26 protein-coding genes are annotated in these 25,856 nt (G+C 39.3%); 17 read left to right on the forward strand and 9 right to left on the reverse strand.

All coding sequences use genetic code 11. The features are described from left to right. The first annotated feature begins 135 nt into the window (after window positions 1-135). Together GPW69_RS01210 and GPW69_RS01215 are read left to right on the forward strand one after the other, a co-directional pair. Complete coding sequence (locus GPW69_RS01210; protein WP_074391375.1) at window positions 136-1,368, forward strand: CapA family protein; 1,233 nt, start codon at window positions 136-138, stop codon at window positions 1,366-1,368. 11 nt (window positions 1,369-1,379) lie between these two features. After that, on the forward strand, window positions 1,380-2,210 hold the full coding sequence (locus GPW69_RS01215; protein WP_074391376.1) for a Cof-type HAD-IIB family hydrolase: 831 nt from the start codon (window positions 1,380-1,382) through the stop codon (window positions 2,208-2,210). Window positions 2,211-2,473: 263 nt separating this feature from the next. Here the strand turns inward: GPW69_RS01215 and GPW69_RS01220 are convergent, their stop codons facing one another. The 4 genes from GPW69_RS01220 to GPW69_RS01235 form a co-directional block, all read right to left on the reverse strand. Continuing rightward, the gene (locus GPW69_RS01220; protein ID WP_024400374.1) at window positions 2,474-3,256 is read right to left on the reverse strand and encodes an ABC transporter permease; all 783 of its coding nucleotides are present in this window, start codon (window positions 3,254-3,256) and stop codon (window positions 2,474-2,476) included. 1 nt (window position 3,257) lies between these two features. Further along, window positions 3,258-4,037, reverse strand: a complete 780-nt coding sequence (locus tag GPW69_RS01225; protein WP_024384749.1) for an ABC transporter permease — start codon at window positions 4,035-4,037, stop codon at window positions 3,258-3,260. Further along, window positions 4,030-5,013, reverse strand: a complete 984-nt coding sequence (locus GPW69_RS01230; protein WP_074391377.1) for an ABC transporter ATP-binding protein — start codon at window positions 5,011-5,013, stop codon at window positions 4,030-4,032. The genes GPW69_RS01225 and GPW69_RS01230 overlap by 8 nt, the downstream gene beginning before the upstream one ends. A gap of 84 nt (window positions 5,014-5,097) precedes the next feature. Next, window positions 5,098-5,631, reverse strand: a complete 534-nt coding sequence (locus tag GPW69_RS01235; protein WP_015646379.1) for a TetR/AcrR family transcriptional regulator — start codon at window positions 5,629-5,631, stop codon at window positions 5,098-5,100. 125 nt (window positions 5,632-5,756) lie between these two features. Here GPW69_RS01235 and GPW69_RS01240 point away from each other — a divergent pair, with 125 nt between their 5' ends. Then, window positions 5,757-8,216, forward strand: coding sequence for a YhgE/Pip domain-containing protein (locus tag GPW69_RS01240; RefSeq protein ID WP_074391378.1), 2,460 nt, complete (start codon window positions 5,757-5,759; stop codon window positions 8,214-8,216). A 51-nt stretch (window positions 8,217-8,267) separates the two neighbouring features. Here the strand turns inward: GPW69_RS01240 and GPW69_RS01245 are convergent, their stop codons facing one another. Genes GPW69_RS01245 through GPW69_RS01255 form a run of 3 tightly spaced genes read right to left on the reverse strand, consistent with a single transcriptional unit; the run spans window position 8,268 to window position 10,397 of the window. Next, a complete protein-coding gene (locus GPW69_RS01245) occupies window positions 8,268-9,332 on the reverse strand; it encodes a DUF4097 family beta strand repeat-containing protein (RefSeq protein WP_074391379.1) in 1,065 nt (354 codons plus the stop codon). Continuing rightward, complete coding sequence (locus tag GPW69_RS01250) at window positions 9,329-10,084, reverse strand: DUF1700 domain-containing protein (protein ID WP_074391380.1); 756 nt, start codon at window positions 10,082-10,084, stop codon at window positions 9,329-9,331. Before GPW69_RS01250 ends, GPW69_RS01245 begins: the two co-directional genes overlap by 4 nt. Next, window positions 10,071-10,397: a PadR family transcriptional regulator gene (locus GPW69_RS01255; RefSeq protein WP_002937550.1), complete on the reverse strand. Its 327-nt coding sequence runs from the start codon at window positions 10,395-10,397 to the stop codon at window positions 10,071-10,073. The genes GPW69_RS01250 and GPW69_RS01255 overlap by 14 nt, the downstream gene beginning before the upstream one ends. A gap of 293 nt (window positions 10,398-10,690) precedes the next feature. On the opposite strand from GPW69_RS01255, the gene GPW69_RS01260 reads away from it, so the two are divergent. Both GPW69_RS01260 and GPW69_RS01265 read left to right on the forward strand, forming a co-directional pair. Continuing rightward, on the forward strand, window positions 10,691-11,071 hold the full coding sequence (locus GPW69_RS01260; RefSeq protein ID WP_002941098.1) for a CidA/LrgA family protein: 381 nt from the start codon (window positions 10,691-10,693) through the stop codon (window positions 11,069-11,071). Continuing rightward, complete coding sequence (locus GPW69_RS01265; RefSeq protein WP_002937552.1) at window positions 11,064-11,759, forward strand: LrgB family protein; 696 nt, start codon at window positions 11,064-11,066, stop codon at window positions 11,757-11,759. Before GPW69_RS01260 ends, GPW69_RS01265 begins: the two co-directional genes overlap by 8 nt. 35 nt (window positions 11,760-11,794) lie before the next feature. On the opposite strand, the gene GPW69_RS01270 is transcribed toward GPW69_RS01265, so the two are convergent. Further along, window positions 11,795-12,595: a formate/nitrite transporter family protein gene (locus GPW69_RS01270; RefSeq protein ID WP_074391381.1), complete on the reverse strand. Its 801-nt coding sequence runs from the start codon at window positions 12,593-12,595 to the stop codon at window positions 11,795-11,797. Between the two features lie 141 nt (window positions 12,596-12,736). Here GPW69_RS01270 and gla point away from each other — a divergent pair, with 141 nt between their 5' ends. The 3 genes from gla (at window position 12,737) to GPW69_RS01285 (ending at window position 15,958) form a co-directional block, all read left to right on the forward strand. Beyond that, complete coding sequence (gene gla / locus GPW69_RS01275; protein ID WP_024384741.1) at window positions 12,737-13,582, forward strand: aquaglyceroporin Gla; 846 nt, start codon at window positions 12,737-12,739, stop codon at window positions 13,580-13,582. Window positions 13,583-13,711: 129 nt separating this feature from the next. Continuing rightward, window positions 13,712-15,232: a helicase HerA-like domain-containing protein gene (locus GPW69_RS01280; protein ID WP_024406801.1), complete on the forward strand. Its 1,521-nt coding sequence runs from the start codon at window positions 13,712-13,714 to the stop codon at window positions 15,230-15,232. A gap of 111 nt (window positions 15,233-15,343) precedes the next feature. Further along, window positions 15,344-15,958 (forward strand): NUDIX hydrolase, encoded by a 615-nt coding sequence (locus GPW69_RS01285; RefSeq protein ID WP_044751282.1) that lies wholly within the window; start codon window positions 15,344-15,346, stop codon window positions 15,956-15,958. Between the two features lie 43 nt (window positions 15,959-16,001). Here the strand turns inward: GPW69_RS01285 and GPW69_RS01290 are convergent, their stop codons facing one another. Continuing rightward, window positions 16,002-16,670 carry an MIP/aquaporin family protein gene (locus GPW69_RS01290; RefSeq protein WP_074391382.1) on the reverse strand — a complete coding sequence of 223 codons (669 nt, stop codon included), beginning with the start codon at window positions 16,668-16,670 and terminating at the stop codon, window positions 16,002-16,004. A 308-nt stretch (window positions 16,671-16,978) separates the two neighbouring features. Between GPW69_RS01290 and pezA the strand changes: the two genes are divergently transcribed. The 9 genes from pezA (at window position 16,979) to GPW69_RS01340 (ending at window position 25,855) form a co-directional block, all read left to right on the forward strand. Then, window positions 16,979-17,455, forward strand: a complete 477-nt coding sequence (gene pezA / locus GPW69_RS01295; protein ID WP_074391383.1) for a type II toxin-antitoxin system antitoxin PezA — start codon at window positions 16,979-16,981, stop codon at window positions 17,453-17,455. Then, the gene (gene pezT, locus GPW69_RS01300) at window positions 17,455-18,249 is read left to right on the forward strand and encodes a type II toxin-antitoxin system toxin PezT (RefSeq protein WP_074391384.1); all 795 of its coding nucleotides are present in this window, start codon (window positions 17,455-17,457) and stop codon (window positions 18,247-18,249) included. Before pezA ends, pezT begins: the two co-directional genes overlap by 1 nt. Further along, the gene (locus GPW69_RS01305; RefSeq protein WP_074391385.1) at window positions 18,230-20,296 is read left to right on the forward strand and encodes an ATP-dependent nuclease; all 2,067 of its coding nucleotides are present in this window, start codon (window positions 18,230-18,232) and stop codon (window positions 20,294-20,296) included. The genes pezT and GPW69_RS01305 overlap by 20 nt, the downstream gene beginning before the upstream one ends. Next, a complete protein-coding gene (locus GPW69_RS01310) occupies window positions 20,278-22,200 on the forward strand; it encodes an ATP-dependent helicase (RefSeq protein ID WP_074391431.1) in 1,923 nt (640 codons plus the stop codon). The genes GPW69_RS01305 and GPW69_RS01310 overlap by 19 nt, the downstream gene beginning before the upstream one ends. 19 nt (window positions 22,201-22,219) lie before the next feature. Further along, complete coding sequence (locus tag GPW69_RS01315) at window positions 22,220-22,810, forward strand: hypothetical protein (protein ID WP_074391386.1); 591 nt, start codon at window positions 22,220-22,222, stop codon at window positions 22,808-22,810. A 166-nt stretch (window positions 22,811-22,976) separates the two neighbouring features. Next, window positions 22,977-23,744, forward strand: coding sequence for a DeoR/GlpR family DNA-binding transcription regulator (locus GPW69_RS01320; RefSeq protein ID WP_074391387.1), 768 nt, complete (start codon window positions 22,977-22,979; stop codon window positions 23,742-23,744). Window positions 23,745-23,948: 204 nt separating this feature from the next. Then, window positions 23,949-24,371, forward strand: a complete 423-nt coding sequence (lacA, locus tag GPW69_RS01330; protein WP_018031056.1) for a galactose-6-phosphate isomerase subunit LacA — start codon at window positions 23,949-23,951, stop codon at window positions 24,369-24,371. Window positions 24,372-24,397: 26 nt separating this feature from the next. Next, the gene (gene lacB, locus GPW69_RS01335) at window positions 24,398-24,913 is read left to right on the forward strand and encodes a galactose-6-phosphate isomerase subunit LacB (protein WP_002941130.1); all 516 of its coding nucleotides are present in this window, start codon (window positions 24,398-24,400) and stop codon (window positions 24,911-24,913) included. Window positions 24,914-24,922: 9 nt separating this feature from the next. Then, the gene (locus GPW69_RS01340; protein ID WP_074391388.1) at window positions 24,923-25,855 is read left to right on the forward strand and encodes a tagatose-6-phosphate kinase; all 933 of its coding nucleotides are present in this window, start codon (window positions 24,923-24,925) and stop codon (window positions 25,853-25,855) included. The last annotated feature ends 1 nt before the right edge of the window (window position 25,856 follow it).

Here is a 25,856-nt window from a genome sequence, read left to right on the forward strand (position 1 = left end):
AGCAAAAATGTCGTATACTAATATTAGAACCTCTATTTATAAGTGATGTGCTTTTATGGAAGAAATAGTTTTTTGAGAGACTACTGACTGTATTTTGAACAAAGGTTCTTAAGTAGGGAGTATGAGGATAAAGGTATGGAGAAAAGGGCGAACTCTATTCGCAGAAAACGATATGCGTCCTATCGGACAAAGATGCATTTGTTTTTTATTTGTGGCTTAGCGACTATTATCTTGGCGATTATTATTGTAAGCGAGCAGCTAGTTCCTAGGCTGAATCAGGCATCAGAATCAATGCACTCAGATAATTCTGTTCGCATCATGGCCCATGGAGATTTACTCTATCACTTGCCTATTCTTCGAGGAGCAGAACAGCCAGATGGAAGTTACGATTTTTCTGAGAATTTTACCTACGTAAAGCCCTGGATAGAACAGGCTGATTTCGCTATCGCAGACTTTGAAGGGACCATTTCCCCAGATGTCGAATTAGCAGGTTACCCACTTTTTAATGCGCCTGCCATTGTCGCCAACAATATCCATGATGCGGGCTACGATTTGGTGGACTTAGCCCACAATCATATTTTGGACTCACATCTTTCTGGATTGGTTTCCACTGTCAATACATTTAGAGAGGCAGGTGTGGATACAGTCGGTGTCTACGCTGAAGGCAATCGGGCAACTGCACCACTCTACATTCGGGAAGTCAATGGTATCCGTATAGCTGTTTTAGCCTATGCTTACGGTTTCAATGGGATGGAGGCTTTGCTGAGTCAGGAGGAATATGATGCCTATTTATCGGATTTTGATAAAGAAAAGATGCAGGCTGAGATTAAACGAGCCGAGAAAGAGGCAGATATTACCATCGTCATGCCTCAGACGGGTGTGGAATATCAGTTGGAGCCTACGGAGGAACAAACCAGTTTGTACCATCAAATGGTTGATTGGGGAGCAGACATCGTTCTTGGTGGGCATCCGCATGTAGTCGAGCCCGCAGAGATTATTGAAAAAGATGGTCAGAGAAAATTGATTATCTATTCGATGGGGAATTTCCTGTCCAATCAGCGTATTGAAAGCATGGATGATACACCAAATTCCCAATGGACCGAGCGGGGTGTCTTGATGGATATAAGGATTCAGAAAGAGAATGGGCAGACAAGTATTCGGACAGCCCAAGCGCATCCAACCTGGGTGAATCGTATCTCTCAGGGAACGTATTCACTAGATGGTTATGAGCGTTTTAGCTATCAGACCTATGTATTGGAAGACTGGATCGCTGGTGGTCGATACTATGGACAATTGGATCTAGATACGCAGGCGCGTGTGGATACAGCCTATCAGGAAATGAAGGAATTTGTCAATTTGGTATGGTGAGGAGAGAGAAGATGACAGTTCGATTAATTGCAACAGACATGGATGGGACCTTTTTAGATGGCCAGGGGAGTTTTGATAGGGAGCGATTTTTAAGGGTCTTGGATCAACTAGATCAGAAAAAGATTCCTTTTGTTATCGCTAGTGGCAATGGAATTGGGCGATTGCTACAATTATGCCAAGGATTTGAAAATCGACTGATTTTTGTGGCTGATAATGGTGCCCATGTTTATCAAAATGGCAAAACAATGATTCGACGTGCTATTCAGCAAGAAGAAGTCGAAGCAATACTGCATTTTTTCAAAGGACGTTGGGCGGATATATGTTTGATGTTGTCGAATGAAGAAAACATTTATATGCAGGCTGGGGCAGGTATGCCATTTGCAGGGACGGATTTGCCAATAGAACCAGCCCAAATGGCTGCCTTCCAAAATCGTGTGACCTATTTAGACGACCTCAGTGCCTATCCTAATTTAGAACCTATTTATAAGGTTGGTCTCTGGATTCCTGAAGCGCGTGTGGAGTCGATAACGGAAGAGTTTAACCAGGCTTTTCAAGGTCAGCTGGTTGCAGTGACTAGTGGCTATGGCTCCATTGATATATTGACAGAAGGGATTCATAAGGCATGGGGCTTGGAACAGGTTTTGACCAGTTTGGATATCGAACCTGAACAGGTGATGGCCTTCGGTGATTCAGACAATGATATTGAGTTATTGTCCTATGCTGGGCATTCCTATGCCATGGAAAATGCGACAGACAAGGTCAAGGCGGTAGCCAAGTACCGAGCTCCCAGCCATCTGGAGGCAGGGGTCATGCAGGTCATTGAAGAATATATAGTCATTTAGTTTATCTTTGATTACTTCGACGAGCGAGGAAACGTCGTTTCCTTATTTCCAACTTCAAACACTCCACAGGAGTGATTTGAACTCGCTTTGCCGTACTCCAGTACAGCCTGCGACTTTTTGATGCGAACGTTGTTCGCTTTATTTCCAGCCTCCAAAGGTTCCCCGAACCTTTGAAGCTAGTACTAAAAGCAAACTAAACGACTATATTTTATAAGTATATAGAAAAAAGCTAGTGTTCTCAATCCAGAGAATGCTAGCTTTTTTTAATTTCCAACGCTGGTGAACTTGGTCATACCATGGCGGAAGAGTTTGTAATTGATGGTAAATAAGATCAGGACAACCAGTGGCAAAGCCAGTCCCCACATAGACAGGTCTAGGAAGTAGAGGGCTGGGAAATAGGCTGTAAAAGCATAAGGGAAAACAAAAATCAGCAGGATTTGAATGATTTTTGGATAGATATTGAGTGGGTATTGAGCCATCTGATTGAGGGCGAAAATTCCCATAGTCAAAGGAAATGATTCTACAATCCAAAATGCTAGAGCAGTTGGACCGAGCTGAATAGCTGCATAGAGTAGGCCGATACAAATGGCAATAAAGATTAGTAGGGCTAGTTTTCCAAGACTCCATTCCATACCCAGTTCCTTGGAAGCTTGGGCTAGTGCAAGGGAACCGATGAGGGTTGTTCCGATTCCTTGTGGCTGGATTCGTTCACAGATAAGCTGAAAAAGAGGATTGACAGGCATGAGGAGGAGGCGTTCAAATTCGCCTTGTCGGATGTAGCGACTGCCAAACATCCAGAGATTGTCAAAGAAAATCAAGTGAATGGAGCGTCCGACGGTTGCTATTCCATAGATGAAAAGCATTTGACCGTAGTTGAAACCAGCGATTTCCTTGATATTTCCAAAGAGGATGTTGAGGAAAATCAGGTAGACAATTTGTTCAATCAAAGAGGAGAATAGCCCGATGAAGAAGTCCACCCGAAAGGACATCTGGGCCATCATGTAGACCTTGATGTTATATAGATAGAGGCTGATATATTTCTTCATGTTAACCTCCAAAAATGACAATACGACGCTTGGCTTGGGACCAAAGAGCGGCGATGAAGCAGGCTAGAATGGGTATCCATATAACTTGCAGTCCCAAAGCTGTTAGATCGCTTTCCTGTCCCAATAAAATGGAAACTGGAACGTTAACCGCATAATTATAGGGAAGGAGTTTCAAAAAGTTTTCCACAGCCTGTGGATAGAAGCTGAGTGGCAAAAGCGCCCCAGAGGCTAGATTGAAAAGTCCCATTCTCAGAAGCATGACTCCCCAGGCATTGACTGTAAAAAATGCTAAGAAGCCAAAAGCCATATCCAGTAATTGAACGATAAACATCCCTAAAATCGAACTGACCAGAAAGAGCAAAATGGTCTGGCCGTCAGGCAGGTAGAAATCTTGATGAACAAGTAGAATACCGATAAATACGATGGCAAATTTTATCAGTTCCAAGAGTTTATTTCCAAGGTCTTTGAAAAAGAGGGCTAGGATAAAGGAATAGGGTCTGAGAAATTCCCCCGCAATGCTCCCTTTCAAAATGCTGTAGGACAAATCTTCTCCGAGTGAGAAGGAATTTAAACTGGCTAGTAGATTAGCAAAGATGATGTATGTAGTAAAGGTTTGCAGGGTAAAGCCATTGACTTCTGATTGAGTGAAGAAAATGGTTTTCCAGACATAGAGAGCCACCAAAATCTTCACTGCCAGTGAAACGAAAGTCGCTAGAAAGAAAGCCTTGTACTGCATGGCATTCATCATGGTCAGGCGGGTCATGTAGAGATATTTACGCATGGATACCCTCCTCATAAATTTGGCGGACCATGGTTTCAATTTCCAATTCCTTCATGGTGACATCTTCAATTGAATAATGATTGAAAACTTGCTCAATCACCTGGGCACTAGTCCAGACCTTGCTTTGGTAGTGGATTTCAAAGTGAAAATCATCTTTACGAACAAATTCCAAGCCTTCCAATTGTAAGTCCTGTTCAATTGGTTTTTCTGTGGAGAAGAGAATGGTCTTGACTGTGGAAAAGCGTTCTTTGAGGACGGTCAGTGAACCATCGTAGACTTTTTTGCCCTTATCAATGATAAAAATCCGCTCACAGAGGCTTTCAATGTCCTTCATATCATGGGAAGTAATCAAGAAAGTGGTCTGGTATTCTTGATTCATATAGCGGATGAAGGAGCGAATGGTCTCCTTAACGCTGGCATCCAAACCAATGGTTGGCTCGTCCAAAAAAACGACGGCAGGCTGGTGGATAAAGATAGCCGCAAATTCACAGCGAACCCGTTGACCGAGTGACAGATTACGGATTGGTTGCTTCATAATATCAGCCAAGTCCAATAGGTCAATCAAGACAGCCAATCGCTCTTTGAATACCTTATCTGGAACATCATAAATTTTTGCGTGAAGGATAAAAGATTCCTGGACAGGCAAGTTCCAATCCAAATGGGATTTTTGCCCAAAGAGAACTCCAATTTGTTTATTGACTTCTTTACGGTGTTCTTGCGGATTGAGTCCGTTGATGCGAACCTGTCCTTGGTCTGGGAAGAGAACTCCGGTAAGCATTTTGATGGTGGTGGATTTACCAGAACCGTTAGAGCCGATATAGCCGATGATTTCGCCTTTTTCTACCTGCAAGGAAATGTCTTGAACAGCAGGGATTGACTTTTTCTTTGGCTTGAAAAAGGCCTTAATCGAACCTTTGAGACCGACTTCCTTATCTATGATGGAATAGGTTTTTGATAGATGTTCAGCTTGAATCATATCATAATCTCCTGTTTGAAAACGTTTGCGTAAGATAAGGATATTATAACATATTCCCCAGAAAGTGGCGGTAAAAAGTCACATTTAAGGTAACATTTTTATTAGAAAATCGGTCATATATTGAGGAGATTCTTGCTTACCATTTTTAATCCATACCTGCATGATACCGAAGAAGGCATGTGAAAAATAGATGCTGCTGTATTCTTTTTCCAGTTGTGATAAATTCTCTTTTCCTAAGCGCTCCGCTAAATCATTGGCAACAAGAAGTCGGACCTTATTGATAAGAAAATTTTGGATTTCTTGAGTTCCGTTATGGGTCAGTAGGGCGGAAAGCAATTTTTCACGATAGAGCAACTCGAAAATTTCTAAAAATGATGATTGGCGATTGCCATCATAACGGTCAAATATAGCCTCTAATTTGTGAAAAAGTCCTTGTTGGTAGGAGTCGATTAATTCGTACTTATCCTTATAGTGGGTATAAAAACTGGAACGACTGATACCAGCAGTCTGGGCTAGGTGGGTGGTTGTAATGTCATTAAATCCTTGTGATTCCAAGCAGGTTACCATAGCTTCCAAAATAGCCTGTCGAGTTCGTTCTTTCCGATTATCTGTTCCCATAATTTCTCCTTTTGAACATTTTTGGACACAATGTCCAAAAACAATTCTTCTGACTTGATTTTGAAAATGATACTTGTATAATGTATTTTATCAGTTTTTGGACAGTATGTCTAAAGGAGTTGCTTATGTTACGAAAAGTGAAGAATATTTTAAAAAAGCCAATGACTTTGGTTACCATTATTGGTATTGCCTGTGTCCCAGCCTTATATAACATTAGTTTCCTAACCTCTATGTGGGATCCTTACGGCCGACTAGACCAGTTGCCTGTAGCAGTTGTCAATCAAGACCAGTCGGCGAGCTTTCAAGATAAAACCCTCACCATTGGTGATGATATGGTGGATAATATGAAAGAGAGCAAGAGTCTGGATTTCCACTTTGTATCAGAAACGGATGCGGAAAAAGGTTTGGAAGAAGGGGACTATTATATGGTCATCACCCTACCAGAAGATTTATCAGAAAAAGCATCTAGTCTCTTGACGGATCAGCCTGAACCACTAACGATTTCTTACCAAACCTCTAAAGGTCACAGCTTTGTCGCTTCTAAGATGGGCGAATCAGCTATGGAGAAATTAAAGGAATCTGTTTCAGAGACGATTACCGAAACATACACCTCTGCCGTTTTTGACAGTATGGGAGAGATTCAATCTGGCATGGTCGAGGCGGCAGATGGTAGCCAACAATTAACAAATGGAGCTAGTCAATTGGAGTCAGGCAGTCAAACACTTTCAAATGGACTGACTACTTTAACGACTTCGGGTCAATCACTCGTGACAGGAGCAAATCAATTGGCCACCGGTCTTGTATCTTATACAGATGGAGTCAATCAGGCTGCGACAGGCAGTCAAACACTGTCCAGTGGCTTAACGACCTACACAAATGGGGTGGCGAGTCTTGCTTCAGGTGCGGAGCAATTAAATGCCAATTCCTCTCAGCTCATCGCTGGGGTGGGACAATTGCAATCAGGAGCAAGCCAGGTTGAACAACTGGTAACGGGAGCCAATCAATTGCAGGCAGGCTTGAAGCAACTCGCTAGTTCAACTAGTTTGTCTGCTGAACAGTCTAGTCAGATACAGGCCTTATTGACAGGACTTCCTCAGTTGCAAGCAGCCATCAGTCAATTAAATGATAGCCTCTCAAGTATAGGAGGACTTGCAGTAGATACCTCTACTCTATCTAGCCTCTTGACAGAGATGGGGGCTCAAGCTCAAGGATTGTTGACTGCAGCCCAAGCTGATAAAACAGCCAGCATTGCAGCCTTGCAAGCAACGGCTACCTATCAGAACTTGACAGCTGATCAGCAAGCTGAATTGGTTGGCGCCCTCCAAAACTCGCCTTCGACAACAGCGACAGCAGCCCAAACGATTTTGGGTCAATTGTCTCAACTCAGTCAAGCCTTATCTAGCCTACAAAGTCTTTCTGGAATGGCAACACAAATGAGCCAGCTACAATCAGCTGTCGGTCAGATTAACACGGCTGCCAATCAAGCATTGCCAGGAGCTACAACAGCCATTGAAAACCTATCAAGTGGCTTGAGTCAGGTCAACACCGCTTTGAACCGGCAAGTTCTACCAGGAACTCAAACCTTGACGAGTGGTGTGAGTCAACTTCAAACGCAATTATCAAATGGAGCGAGTCAACTCATGTCAGGAGTAACAGCCTATACCGCAGGTGTTGCCCAATTAGCAACAGGTGGAGCCCAGTTGGTTGCGAATAATAGTAGCATCCAATCTGGAGGTAGCCAGTTAACATCAGGATTGGCAACCTTAGCTGCTAACTCTAGTCAACTTGTCAGCGGTTCAGGACAACTGGCATCTGGTAGTCAGCAATTAATTGCTGGTGCGGATCAATTAGCTAGTGGCGGTCAAACCTTGACAAGCGGTATTTCCAGTCTTCGTACAGGCAGTGAAACCCTAACGAATTCACTCAGCTCAGCCAGTCAACAACTATCAGTCATCTCTGTAGAAGACAAAAATGCACAAGCGGTTTCTCAGCCAGTCACCTTGGAACACAGTGATCAAGATGAGGTGAAAACCAACGGTGTCGGAATGGCTCCTTACATGGTATCTGTCGCACTAATGGTTGCAGCCTTGTCAGCGAATGTTATTTTTGTCAAACACATTGATAATCGTTCCTACAAAAATCGTTGGGATTGGGCTAAAGGGAAATTGTTACTGAATGGTACGATAGCCAGCCTAGCAGCACTGATTCTGTACGGTGTTCTTCGCTTGATTGGAATCGATCCAGCTCATCCTATGGCAACCTTGGGATTAATCCTCTTAGCTTCATGGACCTTTATGGCCCTCGTTACAGCCTTGGTGGGTTGGAACAATCGTTTCGGCTCCTTCGCAAGTTTAATTATCTTGTTACTACAGCTTGGATCAAGCGCAGGTACCTACCCAATCGAACTCAGCCCACGTTTCTTCCAAGTCATTCAGCCCTATCTTCCAATGACCTATTCTGTTTCAGGCCTTCGTCAAACCATTTCTATGGTTGGAAATAGTAGTCATCAAGTTTGGATGCTGAGCCTCTTCTTAGTAGGCTTTATGGGACTAGGTCTCTTGATTTATAATCAAAAAGATGAATAATAATAAAACCAACTGCTCACAATGTGGACAGTTGGTTTTTGGTCGATGTAGTTATTTTGGTGTTGGTGTTCGTAAATTAATGGTTGCGTTAGTTGAAGTAATGGTCAGGCTATTATTGCTCTCTTTTTTCTCCAAAGTTAAGGTTTGTTTATCCTCCTCTTTTTTGATTGATAATGTTTGATACTTATCTTTAGTGAAAATACCAACGTTTTCAGCTTGTTCGTTGAAGTAACTCATATCACCAACAGCTTGCTTTAGTTCTTCAAGGGTTTCATAGTGGTAGCCTAAGTGTTCCGCAAGTGTTTTGATGTCCAGCTGTGTACTGATATTCAGATTGATGTCTTGTAAGCTCTTATCTGTTAGGTTTATATTTGTAACAGATAGGCTGTATTCGGAAGGAGTGAGGACGTTTTTTCCTATGATAGTCAATTGATCTGCATTTAGTTCTTGGTAGTTTTTAATTGTAACATTTTCCAAACTGGTTTCGATTAAATTGACTGAAGCTTCATTTGCAGATATAGAGGTATTTCTGAGTGCAGAATTCACAGCTTCAAAGTAACCAGCTGTGATTTTACCGCTGTCAATTTGTGCATTATCAAGGAAGATACCAGCGGATAGGTCAACCTCTTGTATATGGGCATTCTCAATGGAAAAGCCTCCATAATTATATAAATAGGAACTATATCCTGTAAGCTTTTTCAGAGTCTTCCCTTTAGGCACTTCAATGGTGACTGAGAAGACATTGATGCGACGTTGGGCCAACCTTTCTCCCAGATACTGCATGATTCCCTCAATGGCAAATTTTAGTTCCTGTGCAGAGAGGGTTAAGACGCCGTCTTTCTCACTGAGTTTTAGAGGGTTTTGGATATTGTTGTCGGAGTTGGCATAGGTCACATGGTAGTTGCTATCGCTAGACTCCTTGATATAGACGCTGTGGGGGATAAAGTCAATTTTAATGGTATTCAAATCTGTGAAGGTCTTATGGACTTCCGTCGGAGCAGCAACCTCTTCTAAGCGGGTTACGCCTCCTGTGAAAAATCCAATGCCAGCCAGAATTAAGCCTGCAATCAGGCTGACAAAGCCGATAATAATGGCGATGGTTAGTTTCTTTTTCATGCTCGTTTACCTCGTTTCAAGATCCATTTGAAGCAAGCCTTGACCAGTCGCCAAGACCAGTAGGCAAAAAATCCAGTCAAGATGTAGATGAGAATAGCTCCGCCAATCAAAGACAAACCTGAGCCAAACCCCATGAGGAAGATATTGAAACCTTCTGACATAAGGCTAAAGGCTTCCCAAATCAGATAGCCACCGCTGGTGAGAAGTCCGACACCCAGAACAAAGGCACCGACAATGAGGGCCAAGATGAGCGCCACCAATCCCAATAGACTAGCTAGGAGAATAAGCAAAAGTGGAATGGCGATAGGCAGGGAAATGACAGCTAGGATAGCCAACCAGAGCGTTCGTTTTGTTTGGCTAAAATTACGGAAGTAGCGACCGAGGAGAAAGGCGCCGAGGATAAGAGTTGCAAACAGAGGAATGACTCCGATGAACTCTCCCATGATAAAGAGTAGGAAGAAAGAGAAGAGACCTGTCATACTTAAGGCTCCCAGACCAACCCAGAGTTTCCAGTTGAGTTGAATAGGTTCTTGTTGATCCTTCTCCTCTTGGATCTGTTTGTTGAGCATGTTGTTGATGAGTTCGCTGGCAGCTTCTTTTGGTGAACCAAGTTCTTCTATAATTTCTGTTTCACGCTCTGGTCCAGCCTCGTCAAAATACTCATTAAAGAAGCTGATGGCTTCAAAGTATTCTTTGTGGGGCAGTTTTTTGAGATATTTTTCTAACTGCTCCATGTATTCAGTTCTTGTCATGGCGGACGCTCCCTTCTATGATGCCGTTTATCGTGTTTGTATAGGTATCCCAGTCATCTTTGAGTCGGACCAATTCTTCGTGACCTAACTGAGTTAGGCTATAATACTTGCGCATACGACCCTGATATTCTTGGGAATAAGTAGTCAAAAAGTCATTTTGCTCCAATCGCTTTAGGATGGGATAGAGGGCGGACTCCTTGATGTTGGCAATTAATTTAATGGTCTGACAGATTTCATAGCCATAAGAATCATCGGATTCCAAAATAGCCATGATGAGAAATTCTGTCAGCACTGCGGGGACTGGAAAATGCATAGGACGCTCCTTTCCTTTGTTGTTAGTTAGGTTCGGTTTTGATATATAGTATTTAGTTGTATATATCAAAATTTGTTATATATTAAATATACACCTACAAAAATAAATTGTCAAGTGATTATGTGCAAAATAAATAAAATAGCTTAAGACAAATTTTTAATGTGTAAACGTTTTATAGCCTTGAAAAATATTTTCAGAGTAGTAAACTTAATAACAGTACTGACATTAAGGGATTTTCTAGACTAAAAGAGAATGACCTCAGATGGATTAGTAGTATTTAAGGTGGTGTAAATATGAAACTATATGTTCAGTTTATGATTATTCTGGTATTTTCATTTTTAGGAGAAGCTATTTCGACTATTTTTCATCTTCCTATTCCGGGAAGTATTATTGGCTTAATCCTCCTATTTTTAGCCCTAGAGTTCAAATTGATTCGTCTTCGCCACATTCATACGGTTGGAAATTTTTTGCTGGCTAACATGACCATTCTTTTTTTGCCTGCAGCGGTGGGCATTATGGAGAGATTTGATGCAATTAAAGATTATTTACTTCCTATTATCATCGTCATTTTAGGCGCCATTTTTTTAAATATCTTAGTAATTGGTTTTGTTGTTCAATTTGTGAAGCAAAAGTTTGAAGGTGACTACATTGATACGGAGGGAATTCATGACTGAACTTTTTTCCAATCCTATTTTTGGTATTATGTTATCAATTGCAGCATATTTAATTGGAATGCTGATTTATCGAAGATTTCCTCATCCAATCACAACCCCACTGTTGGTAGCTACAGGATTGATTATTGTCTTTTTAAAAATGACAGGTATCTCCTATAAGGAATATTATGCAGGAGGTTCCTATCTAAATATGCTTATTGTGCCTTCAACAGTAGCTCTGGGTATTCCTTTGTATCGTTCTTTCCATCTAATGAAACATCACATTCGAAGTATTCTTTTGGGAATTTTTGTTGCCTGTATTGTCAATACTGTCTTTACTGCCCTAATTGCCAAATGGTTTGGAATGGATTTTTTTCTAGCAATCTCTCTTTTTCCAAAATCAGTCACCACTGCTATGGCTGTTGGTATTACTGATAAAATGCAAGGAATAGCAACTGTTACTCTTGTAGTCGTTGTTGCAACAGGGATTCTGACAAGTGTTCTTGGCCCAGTCTTTTTAAAGTTACTAAAAATTGAAGACCCGGTAGCTGTTGGTCTTGCTTTGGGAGGAACAGGGCATGCCATTGGAACGGGTACAGCGATAAAATATGGGCATACGCAAGGGGCGATGGCTGGCTTAGCTATTGGGATTACAGGTATCATGTATGTGGTGATTAGTCCTATAGTTGCGCAGATTATCTTACAATAAAAAAACTACGGTAGGAATTTCAACCGTAGTTTTTTTTAGTCTACATAAAGTTTGGATTGATTATTCAACCAACTATAAAGAAGTCCGATAAAGAGACCGCCACCCACGTAGTTTCCTAGTCCAGAAAAGAGGAAATTACTTAGTACACTTAATAGAGTCATTCCCTCAACTGGTCCACCATTTGCAAAAAAGGCCAATGAGAAAAGGGAGAAGTTTGCGATGACGTGCTCATATCCCAAGAAAGCAAAGATAAAGATGATGAAAATAACGGAAATGAGACGTCCGGCATCATCTTTGATGCGTAAGAAGGTAAATACGCCGATATTCACAACAATATTAGCAAAGATTCCTTCAATAAACTGGGTAAGAGGTGTTTTTTCTAGTTTTGTCACTGTCGCTTCAAATAGGTAGCTGTGAGCATCAACGTGCTGATAAGGCAGTGTCAATGAAACCAAGTAACAAACAAGGACAGCACCGATAAAGTTGAAAAGGATACAGGTTGCCAACATCTTGAGGGCTGTTTTAGTAGGAATCGTTTTTCGATGGCTGGCTACTGTCATATACATCATGTTGGATGTTCCTAGTTCGGCATTCATATATAAAATCATGAGTAGCCCCCAACCAAACATCAACCCATAGCTAAATTTCCCGAGTCCTTCTGCGACATGGTTGAGTTTATCTGCGGTATAAAGAGAAATGACAATCCCCAAACCTAGATAGAGGCTGGCTAACATCGATCGAACAGCGTAGGCAGAAAAACTGTGTTCAAACAAATCTGCTTTTTTCTTAATGCTTTTTTCAATTGTATATAGTAGTGTATCTTGGGTAGCTCCCATCCTAATCTCCTCACTTTATCTACTACTTTTATAGGGTAAACGTTTTCTTTTTGTCGAATGGCTTTACTTTGTTTATTATACTTGATAAAATGGTTGTTGTCCAAAAAAAATTTAACTTTTGAAAGGAAATATAAGAAAAATATGGATGTTACATGGACAGTGAAATATATCACTGAATTTTTAGCGACTGCACTCCTTATTATCATTGGTAATGGTACAGTTGCAAACGTTGATTTAAAAGGCACAAAAGGAAACAACTCTGGTTGGATTCTCATTGCGATTGGCTATGGTTTGGCAGTTATGATGCCAGCATTGATGTTTGGTAACGTTTCTGGTAACCATATCAACCCAGCCTTCACACTTGGTTTGGCTGTTTCAGGTCTCTTCCCTTGGGCTCACGTTGCTCAATACATTGTTGCTCAATTGTTAGGCGCAATGTTTGGTCAGTTAGTGGTTGTAGCAGTTTACAAACCTTACTTCTTGAAAACTGAAAATTCTAACCATATTCTTGGTTCATTCTCAACTATCAGTGCGCTTGATAACGGAACAAAAGAAAGCCGTAAAGCTGCGACAACTAATGGTTTCTTGAATGAGTTCGTTGGTTCATTTGTATTGTTCTTCGGTGCCCTTGCTTTGACCAAACATTTCTTTGGTGCAGAGTTGGTTGGTAAATTGATTGAACAAGGCTATGATAAAACAGTCGCTGAGACAATGACTGCTCCCTATACTGCAGGTTCAATTGCAGTTGCTCACTTAGGCATTGGTTTCCTAGTTATGGCACTTGTTGCGGCTCTTGGTGGTCCAACAGGTCCTGGTCTTAACCCAGCACGTGACCTTGGTCCACGTATCGTCCATGCCCTTCTTCCAAAATCTGTTCTTGGTGAAAACAAGGCTGATTCAAAATGGTGGTATGCTTGGGTTGGTGTATGTGCTCCAATTATCGCATCAATTGCCGCTGTTGCACTATTCAAATTCTTGTATCTATAATATAGAGAACCCGATTCGTCGGGTTTTTCTTTTTCTCTTGGTATATCCAATGTAAAGTTGTCTGCTCTGCTATTTTTCCAAAAACTATGCTACAATAAAGCTAGAAAAAATCGGAAAAGAGGCTAGAATATGTCAGATGTTATTGCTTTTGGCTATGGAAGCAGTCGAGCAGAGATGCAGCTCAAGCGACTCAATCGTCATGGAATCATCGCAGGTGCGACAGGTACAGGGAAGACCGTGACCTTAAAGGTCTTGGCGGAGCAGTTAAGTGATGCGGGAATCCCGGTCTTTCTATCGGACATCAAGGGTGATTTGAATAGTTTGGTTGCGGCCAATACCAAGGAGATTGACCCTAGTCGTCTAGAGAAGACTCACTATACAGATTATAGTCCCGTAGCTTATCCAGTTGAGTTGTGGGATGTCTTGGGGGAAAATGGGACTCCTGTCCGCATGACTATTTCAGAGCTGGGGCCTGTCTTATTGACGCGCTTACTGGGTTTGAATGATACTCAGGAGTCCATCTTGAATATCGTTTTCAGCGTGGCAGATGAGCGTGGTCTTCTCTTGATTGACTTAATGGACCTGCGTGCTATGCTCAATTTTGTGGCTGAAAATGCAGCAGAGCTGAGCCAATATTATGGAAATATTCCAGCTCGTTCGGTTGGTGCTATCTTACGTAGTCTGGTCGTTTTGGAGCAACAAGGTGGTAAGATTTTCTTCGGTGAGCCAAGCCTTGACATTGCTGACTTGATGCGTACAGCAGAAGATGGCCGTGGTGTTATTAACGTTCTTCAAGCTACTGAGCTGTTCAATCAACCAACTCTTTATTCGACAGTCCTGCTCAGCCTTTTGTCAGAACTCTATGAAGTGCTGCCTGAGGTGGGCGATTTGGACAAACCTAAGATGGTCTTCTTCTTTGACGAGGCTCATGTTCTCTTCAAAGATGCTCCAAAAGTTCTTCTTGAAAAGATTGAATTAATTGTTCGTTTGATTCGTTCAAAAGGTGTAGGTGTCTTCTTTGTAACGCAGAATCCGACGGATATTCCTGATAGCGTGGCAGCCCAGCTGGGAAATCGCATCCAACACGGTCTTCGCGCCTTTACACCAAAAGAGCTCAAAACAGTTGCGACTGTTGCCGAAACCTTCCGTCAAGAAGGTGATAAGGATTTGGCTAAGGTCATTCAGGAGTTGCAAGTGGGGGAAGCTGTTGTGTCTACCCTTCAAGCAGATGGCACACCAAGCTTTGCGGATCGGGTTTTGATTTATCCACCGAAGAGTATGCTTGGAACGGTGGAGCCGAGCGCCCTCTTGTCAGTCATCAACAACTCTCCTTTGATGGAAAAATATGCTGACGCGATCAACCGTGAATCTGCCCACGAGCAGATTTTAGCCATGACAGAGGCCAAAGAAGCCGAACTCATCAAAAAAGCCGAGCAGGCCGAGGCGGAAAAACAGGCTAAGGCAGCCGCAAAAATGGAAGAGAAAGCCCAGAAAGAAGCGGCTAAAACAGCACAAAAAGCTAGTCAGCCAGCCAGTCGCAAAACAGATTCCATGATGGACCGCTTTACCAAGAACCTGATGAGCCAGGTCGGACGGGAAGTTGGGCGCGTGGTGACTCGTGGCATTATGGGCATGTTAAAAGGAAAATAAAGGACTAGACTGAGAAGGAAACTTCTCAGTTTTTTATCTAGACAAAGTTCTTGCCAGATGCCACAAAATTCATTAAAATAAACACAAATCACTAGTTAGTAGGGAGTTGCCATGACTGATCAATTGCAGGCATTATTGAAAGACTATCAGCCCCAGCCCTTGGGTGAAAAACGTTCCTATGCGGTCTTCTTGCCCTTAGTCTGGTCAGACAATCAGTGGCAGGTCTTATATGAGATTCGGAGCGAGTCCATTTCTCAACCGGGAGAAGTCTCCTTCCCAGGTGGTGGAATTGATGAAGGCGAGACAGCAGAAGAAGCTGCCATTCGTGAGGTTATAGAAGAACTTGACATTCAACAGGAACAAATTGAGTTGCTAGGGGAAATCGATTATCTAGTTTTTGGCCGCTCGACGATTCGCTGTTTTGTCGGTCGACTTCACTTGGACTGGCAGACTCTTCAACCCAATGATGAAGTGGCTCGATTCTTTACAGTTCCACTGGAAACCTTGCTGAAAACGGCCCCTGTCTATTATCAACTGGATTCACAGATTGTCCCAGATTGTGACTTTCCCTTTGAACGTTTGAGAGGCGGGGTTGACTATCCTTTCAGTCATCACAAACGCTCCGTCCCCTTTTATGAAAATCTACCAGAAAATATCTGGGGAATGACTGCTCAATTTACCCATCGGTTTGTGGAAATCATAAATCAAAAAACTTCGCCCAGATGAGCGAAGTTTTCTGTTTTTGTTAACATCTCAAATGACGTTGAACTTATTTTTCAGTTTCCAATAAATGTTGACCTACTAGGGCAGCAAGTGCAGCACCAACTAGCGGAGCAAGGATAAAGACCCAAACCTGGCTAAGTGCAGTTCCACCTACAAAAAGAGCTGGTGCCAAGCTACGTGCTGGGTTAACTGAAAGACCTGTCACGTTCAAGCCCAAGATGATGAGCAAAGTTAAAGTCAAGCCAATAACAAGACCTGCAATTTTTCCGTTGCCCTTGCTTGCGGAAGTGACTGTAACGATAACCAAAACAAAGATAAAGGTTGCGATTGCTTCAAACAAGAAAGCACCTGCGGCATTTACAGTTGTAAATCCGTTTTCTCCTAAACTTGCTGTTGAAAGTCCAGCATTTGACAAGAAGAAAATCAAGGTTGATGAGGCAAGGATTGCTCCCAAAATTTGTGCAGCCACGTAAGTAGCAAATTCTTGTGCATTCAAACGTTTGTTGATGAACATCGCCAATGAAACAGCAGGGTTCAAGTGTGCACCTGAAACGGTACCGATACTGTAAGCAGCCGCTACGATAGAAAGACCAAAGGCAAATGCAATTCCAAGATGACCAAGACCATCTACACCATTACCAAAAACAACAGCGCCAGTCCCGATAAAGACTAACATAAATGTACCGATAAATTCGGCTAAAAACTTTTTAGACATGTTTTTTCCTCCAGTCACATAGCAAAACATTTTCATGAAAATTTCAAGAAAATAGACCTTGAACTTGTGCCAGCGGATGGGAAAGGTTAAAATATTCCTCTCAGATACAGTTAGCTTTTTGTTACTTTTTGCCAAAAAGTAACGTTTTTGTAGTTTTGACAGTCCTGTGGTCCATCAAAACTACAAACGCTCTCCGAGGGGGCTTGCAGACGGCTAACCCAAAAATAAGAAAATAAGAATGCACCATTTTTGGTGCGTTATCCGTTTTTTATGGTATAATGAAAGCAAATATGAGGAGGTCTTTATCTATGATTGGAGACAACATCAAGTCACTACGTCGGACACACGATTTAACACAGCCAGAATTTGCGAAAATGGTTGGGATTTCACGCAATAGCCTGAGTCGTTATGAAAATGGGACCAGTACGGTTTCAACAGAACTTATCGACCGTATTTGTCAGAAATTTAATGTCTCTTATATCGATATTGTAGGGGAGGACAAGATGTTAACACCTGTTGAAGATTACCAATTGACTTTAAAAGTAGAAGTGATAAAAGAACGTGGAGCAGCCATTTTATCACAGCTTTATAGATATCAGGATAGTCAAGATATTGCTTTTGATGATGAAACAAATCCTTGGATTCTCATGAGTGATGATTTGGCTGAATTGATCAATACGAAAATTTACCTTGTCGATACTTTCGATGAAATCGAGCGTTACAATGGCTATTTAGACGGTATTGAGCGGATGTTAGATATGGTGCATCATCGGGTGGTGGCTTAATGAAGTTGGAAGAATTTAGTGTGGCTGAGTTTCAGAAAGCTTTACAACGAACAATTCGGGCTTTAACCCGAGGAAAGACGATTCCAGATCAACCGAAAGCTATCTTACTTGGTGGACAAAGCGGAGCAGGTAAGACGACTATTCATCGTATCAAGCAAAAAGAATTTCAAGGCAATATCATTATCATCGATGGTGATAGCTACCGCTCTCAACATCCCAATTACTTAGCCCTGCAAGAAAAGTATGGCAGGGACAGCGTGGACTATACCAAGGGATTTGCAGGAAAAATGGTAGAGCATCTGGTTGACGAACTCAGCACGCAGGGTTATCATTTGCTGATTGAAGGGACTTTGCGTACCACTCAAGTTCCTTGTCAGACTGCTCAATTATTAGCTTCGAAAGGATACCAAGTTTCTTTAGCTGTAATTGGTACCAAACCAGAGCTTTCTTATCTCAGCACCTTGATTCGTTACGAAGAGCTTTATGCCATCGATCCCAATCAGGCCAGGGCAACACCAAAAGAACACCACGATGGGATTGTTGATAACTTGGTTGATAACTTGAGGGAGTTAGAAAGTGAAAAACTCTTTGACCAGATTCAAATTTATCAAAGAGATAAAACTTGTGTCTATGATTCTGAAACTGATGAAGGTTCCGCAGCAGAAGTGCTACAAGAATGCCTCTTTGGAAAATGGAATAAAGTCGAGGAAGAGATGTTGAAGGTGGGACAAGAGCGGTTGAGGGAGTTGTGTAACAGAGATAGAGAGGAAAATTATGAAAATAAAAAAAATTAATGTTCAAAATTATCGTCTATTGAAGGATTTTTCTTTAGAGTTGAAGAGTGAATTGTCATTAATTGTTGGAAAAAACAATTGCGGTAAAACATCAGTTTTATCTGTATTGGAAAAGATAATCAATAAAAGTTCTAGTTTAACCTGGGAAGATATAAATTTACATCATAGAAAAGTAATTTTTGAAAATATAAAAAAGGTCTCAGATACCCCTGACTCGGAATTAGAGCCTATTTTAGGAATAAACCTTCAAATTTGGATTCAGTACTCAGAAGAAGATTCTTATCAAAACATCCAGCCATTTATGATGGATTTAAATCCTGATAATAATTTTATCATTCTTGAATTTTCGTATATAATTCCTATTCAAAAACTCCGTGACTTAAATAACAAGATTAGTGACTTCATAGATGATTTTTCAAGTTTTGAGTCATTTATGAAGAAAAATATGAGTGAATTTTTCGATATGCAAGTTTTTTCACTAGGGTACGATCCTGCTACTCAAAAATTGACGGAAGAAAAGTCTGATTTACTTGAAATGAAAGACATTCATAAAGTTATTAAAGTAAAAGGAATTAGTGCAAGTCGCGAAGTATCAAATAAGGAAAATAACCGTTCGTTATCTAAAACATCAAATCTATTTTATAAATCAAATAATGGTGATGATATTGATAATGCTGCAAAAAATTTACTTCAATCTGCAATTATAGAGGCAGATGAAGCTTTAACCAAAGCGTATAGTGGGGATGGTAACAGCAAAGGGATTTTTACTCAGGTATTTGAACGAGTAAAAAGATTTGGTGGAAGTGATGGTGAGGCAGAACTAGCAATTTATTCGTCTCTGTCTGAAAAAGATATTATAAGTAATAATACAACACTATATTATAGACACGATGGTAGTTTGTTGCCAGAAACCTATAATGGATTGGGGTATTTAAATCTATACGGAATGATTTTTGAAATTGAGACTTTAATGTCAGATATAAAAAATAAACCTGCTGATATTAATTTGGTTTATATTGAGGAGCCAGAGTCGCATACACACCCACAATTGCAATATGTTTTTATCAAGAATATAAAAGATTTATTAGCAGAACATGTAGAGGAGCTTAAAAGAAAAGGTAATACATACGACATCCAGTCTTTAATTACAACTCACTCATCGCATATTGTATCTGATTGTGATTTTAATGATTTAATTTATTTTAAGCGCAATAATGGTACTGCCACAGCAAAGGCTTTTAATTCTTTAAAAGAAGAATATGGTATAGATAGACTTGGATATAAATTTGTGAAGCAATATCTTACTCTTAATAGTAGTGAATTATTTTTCGCTGATAAAGTGATCTGTATTGAGGGTGATACGGAAAGAATTTTACTGCCAACGATGATGCAAAAGGTGGATATAGCTAATCCGATAAAACAAAATTCAAATATAATGCCATTACTTTCTCAAAACATTTCAATCATTGAAACAGGTGCTCATTCACAAGTATTTAGGAAACTATTTGAATTTTTAGGAATTAAAGTACTAATTATTACGGACATAGACAGTACGAAGGAAGAAGAAATAACGGATAAAAATGGAAGAGTGCGTACTGTTAATAAATCTTGTGCTCCTATAGACGGTACTCATATTAGTAATAACTCTATCATAGATTTTTTTGGAAAAGATAATTTGAAATCTGATGCAAAGACTCAATTTGAATTAGTGGCTGAAAAACAAAAAGATGAAAAATGCATTGGGAATTTTCGAATTGCATATCAAATTCCTGAAGATGACAACGGTTATCAGCCTGCTAGTTTTGAGGATGCCTTTATCGGTTTAAATAAAGAATTCATTATTAAACGAAAAGATGGTCTTATTGAATATGAAGCTTTAGAAAATTTTGATGATGGTGAGATAGAAGATTTCTATAAATTTGCTAGGAATAAAGTGAACAAAAAATCTGCATTTGCATCCAGTTTATTATATTTTGAAGATGAGAAAAATACTTGGAAAGTTCCTAAATATATTTCAGAGGGGTTATTATGGTTGAGAGAACAATAGAGCCGGAAGTAGAAAAAGTGTTTGATGCAATTGAACGGAATCAAAATTTTATTCTTGAAGGTGGAGCCGGCAGCGGAAAAACTTATTCATTAATTGTAATAATTGAAAAAATTTCAAGAGACGAGCCAGATAAATCCATTGTATGTATTACCTATACTAACAATGCTGTTGCAGAAATTAGAGAGCGGATAACTAATGATAAATTAAAGGTCTCAACGATTCATGAATTTATCTGGTATATAATTGGAAAATTTCAAAAAGAAATCAAATTATGTTTAATTGAGTTAATAAATGATGATGAGCAGAAAGCATTTATTAGACCTCTTGACAATCCAAGTGAAGATCCACTTACAGTTGCTTATTTTGAAAACACTCGTGTAGATTATGGCGAACGGTATTCAATGAGTATAATTGATAATCGCGTCCAAATTAGTCATGACCATATTCTGATATTAGCTGAAAAAATGTTTTCTACATACCCTAAGTTATGCGATATTTTGATTGATACGGCCGATTATATCTTTGTAGATGAATACCAAGATACCAGTCCGTTAGTTGTAAAAATTTTATTGGAATATGTACAAAATAGAACAAAGAAAAATATTGTGGGATTTTTTGGAGATTCTATGCAAGCCATCTATGACTCAGGCGTAGGAGACTTAAGTTCGTATAATTTAGAAAAGATAGCAAAAGCTCAAAATCGTCGCAATCCTAAAAAAGTTATTGATTTAGCTAATAAATTTAGAGATGATGGATTGGTTCAAACTCCCTCCAATGATGATAAAGCACCTAATATGGATAATGGAAGTATCATCCCAGGAACAGTGAAATTTGTCTATGGGAGTGATATTAAGCAACTTGAAATTCTTAGAGGTAGTCAACTATATAGAGAGTTAGAATTTAATGCACCCCAAAAAACAAAAGAATTACGTCTGACACATAAACTTAATGCAGAAATGGCAGGTTTCTCTAAGTTATTTGAATTATATAATACTGATTTATTTGTGAAATTAATTACAGGTATAAAGAAAAAAATCAATAAAGATAAGATAGTTGATAAAGGAAAAACGTTTGAAGAACTAGTAGAAGAAGCTAAAATATCTGTTGGAAGTGGAGGCCCATTAATAATTGATGTGATTAAATCTACTCCAGAACTTTTGGCTTTTTACGATGAAATTAAGACATATCCATTTGAAGAAGTGATTAGTAAGTGTAAAGTTAACAAAGATTCTTTATTAGCCTATAAATTTAATGGATTAAGTAGTAGATATGAAGCGGGCACAGATAGGGATAGGATTCTTAAAAGGTTAGATTTAATCTATGAGCTATTAGAGCTGTATAAAACAGGTAAGCATAATGAATTCTTACGTATTACTAAATTTAATATAACTTCGTCAGAAGATAAAATTAGTTTATCTAAAGTTATGACAAAAATCTCTGTTGATGATATTACAATTGGAGAAGTCATAGAACTTGCAGAGGAAAGTGGATTAATTTCAAAGGATGACTTATTTACTAATTTTATTGAAAGTAGGGGACATTATTTATGGTCACGACTTAAGATAATGCCATTTCAAGAATATGTAAATAGTATTGCTTATCTCAGAGAATATGTATCTGTTATAACGCAGCATAAGGTTAAAGGTAGTGAATATGAGAATGTTTTAGTTTTATTAGATAATGGACAATGGAATCAATATAATTTTGATACCTTGTTTGGAAAAGGTTCTCCTAATGAGAACGTTCAAAATAGAATGAGAAAATTATTTTATGTCACTATTACTAGGGCGATGAAAAATTTAATTATTTATATGCCGAGTAATGATAAACAGATTATTGAAAAGGCACAAGATTACTTCGAATTAGATGATATTGTTGATGTTTTGTCTTTCGTTGATGTGTAGATTTTAGTAAGGAGGAAGTATGATTACATTAGACACTGAATTGTTGGAATTTGATATTACTGGTATTTTAGGTTCTGAAATTAATCAACACATTGATTTTTATAATGATGGGGTTAACGAAGCCTATATGGCAATAAAAAATAATGATAAGAGTACTGCATTATCTATTTTACGAGCATTAAAATCACAATTAGATAGGGAATATAAGTATTTCGATTCTAAGAGGTTTTGGGATTTTAATTCTCTAAACGATGCATATAGTTATGTTGACGGTATAAATAGAGCGAGTAGAGCGTTAGTAGGAACACCAAATTATAGAAATATGAATTCTATGCTTTATGATATTAAAGATTATATGACTAGGCATAGATATGAAGAGGATATTCTTTATGGGAATAAATTCGCACTCGCAGTAGATATTCGTTTAGATGAGATGACAAATCAAGAGTATCATTCCCGTGCCGGACAATTACTTCAGGGGATACGAGCATTTTATCTGCGACCAGGAAAAGGAACTGCAAAAGAATGCATTAAACTTTCTAAAGAGGTCTCTCAAAAGAGTTTAGAACCGTATGTCTTTAAAGAATATTTTGCTAAATATTTAAGATAGTTTTAAAGGCGTCCACTTATCTTCTTCCCTTTTTTCACTAATGTGACATCTTTCAAACAAACGATGCTAGAAAATAACCTCCAATCAATTTCGAACAAATGTTCAAAATTCCAACATCTTCTTGTTGATTTTTGATATAATGTAAAAAAACAACAAAGGATTAAACATGAATAAACGAGAACGACTAGAAGAAATTACACGATTGGTAAATAAAAAAGGTACGGTACGAATTTCTGAGATTGTTGAATTGCTAAATGTTACTGATATGACGGTTCGACGTGATTTTATCGAATTGGAAGAGCAGGGGGTCTTAACTAAAATACACGGCGGTGCTAGAAGTAATAAGGCATTTCAATATCGTGAATATTCTCATTCTGAGAAACACATTCAAAATAAGGAAGCCAAGCAAGAGATAGCAGAAAGGGCTGCACAGTTGATAGAAGATGGAGACACGGTATTTTTAGGTCCAGGAACAACAGTTGCCTTTCTGGCTGAAGCTATTAAAAATCCTCGTCTCACTGTCATCACAAATTGTATGCCTGTTTTTACCATCTTATCTCAAAAGAAGACAGAGGATTTTCAGGTCTTTCTCCTGGGGGGAGAATATCGCCAAGTGACAGAATCGTTTGTAGGAGAAATTACCAATATAAGTTTAGAAAAAATGCGATTCAGCAAGATTTTCTTTTCAGGTAACGGACTTAAGGGAACTGATGTCATGACCTCTACCCTAGCTGAAGCCTATACGCAAAATATTGCCATTAAACATTCTTTAGAAAAATATCTACTGCTAGATGCCTCGAAAATTGGAAAAGATGATTTTACTTCCTTCTGTGATTTGAACGATGTAACTGCTCTAGTGACAGATATGAATGCAAAGGATGAAAATTACCAATTATTAAGTAACCACATTGAAATTATTTCTACGAAATCATAAAGTGATCAAAACCAACAGCTAAATGTTGGTTTTTTGTTTGTAAAAGAAAAAAACAAACAAAAACAAAACAAAATATGTTGACTTTATGTTTGTTTGGTTGTATAATTTAAACATAAAAAGCGAAAACGCTTTTCTAAGTTTTGCAAAACAACGATTTTCTGCCACATATGGCTACAACTTTCTATTTTTGTTAGGAGATAGGTTATGACAATCATTATCGGTGCTGATCCAGCGGGCTCAAAACTAAAAGACGTTATTAAAGATTATTTGCTAGAGAAATCATATGACTTTAAAGATGTCAGTGATGGAAGTGATTTTGTTGATACAACTTTGGCAGTAGTTGCAGCAGTCAATCAAGAGGAAGGAAATCTTGGTATTGTGATTGATGCTTATGGTGTTGGTCCATTTATGACCGCAACTAAAGTCAAAGGCATGATTGCTGCAGAAGTTTCAGACGAACGTTCTGCCTATATGACAAGAGGACACAACAATTCGCGTATTATTACAATCGGTAGTGAGATTGTAGGAGAAGGAATTGCTAAAAATATTGTTAAAGGATTTGTTGAAGGTGAGTATGATGGTGGCCGTCACCAAATTCGTGTCGATATGCTAAATAAAATGTGCTAATTGTTGTAAATAAAGGAGAAGAAGAGATGAAAATTGCAATCGGTTGTGACCATATTGTAACCTATGAAAAAATCGCTGTGGTAGATTATTTGAAAAATCAAGGATATGAAGTATTGGACTTTGGGACTTATGACAATGTTCGTACTCATTACCCAATCTTTGGTAAAAAAGTTGGTGAAGCTGTTGCAAGCGGACAAGCAGATTTGGGAATTTGTATTTGTGGAACAGGTGTTGGAATCAACAATGCTGTAAACAAGGTACCTGGTGTTCGATCAGCCCTGGTTCGTGATATGACCTCTGCACTCTATGCAAAAGAAGAGTTAAACGCCAACGTCATTGGTTTTGGAGGAAAGATTACGGGCGAGCTGCTCATGTGTGACATCATTGAAGCCTTCATTAAAGCAGAATACAAACCAACTGAAGCAAACAAACGTTTGATTGAAAAGATTGCAGCAGTTGAAACGCTCAATCAAGAGCAGGCTAATCCAGAGTTCTTTACGGAATTTCTTGAAAAGTGGGATCGTGGAGAATACCACGACTAGGAGGCTCACATGATTTTGACGATCACATTAAATCCGTCCGTTGATATTGCCTATCAATTGGATACCTTTCATTTGGATACGGTCAATCGAGTAGAAAAAGTTCAAAAAACAGCTGGAGGCAAGGGGCTCAATGTCACACGAGTTTTGAAACAAATCGGTGAAGATGTTGTGGCTACTGGCTTTATTGGTGGTGAGATTGGAAGTTATGTAAAGAAACAACTCACTCGAAATGATATTAAAAATTCCTTTGTGGAAATTGGGAATGAAACACGTAATTGCATTGCGGTCCTTCACGATGGTCAACAGACGGAGATTTTAGAACAAGGACCAACTATTCAAGAACATGAAGCCTTGAATTTTATCGAACATCTAGAAATTATTCTGAACAATGTAGATGTTGTTGTTATTTCAGGAAGTTTGCCTAAGGGACTTGCTAGCAACTACTATGTTAAGGTCATTGAACTTTGTAAAAAATGTGGTGTGGCTGTTGTTCTGGATTGTTCTGGTGAGGCCATGAAAAACGTTTTAGAAAGCCAGCAGAAGCCGACAGTTATCAAGCCGAATACAGAGGAGTTATCACAGTTAATTGGCAAAAATGTCACAGATGATATTCAAGAATTAAAAGCAGTTCTATCTGGTCAATTATTCCAAGGAATTGAATGGATAGTCGTATCATTGGGGGCAAAGGGGGCTTTTGCCAAGCACAATGACAAGTTCTATCGTGTTAAAATTCCAAAAATAAATGTCGTCAATCCAGTAGGTTCGGGTGATTCAACCGTTGCAGGTATTGCAGCTAGTTTGAAACATGCATTACCTGATGTCGAACTACTAAAAAATGCAAACGTTTTGGGCATGTTAAATGCTCAGGAAGAACAGACAGGTTATGTCAACTTAGAACATTCAGAAGTATTGTATTCTCAAATTGAAGTCGAGGAGGTTTAAG

Source organism: Streptococcus suis (genome assembly GCF_902702775.1).
Taxonomy (GTDB): Bacteria; Bacillota; Bacilli; order Lactobacillales; family Streptococcaceae; genus Streptococcus; species Streptococcus hashimotonensis.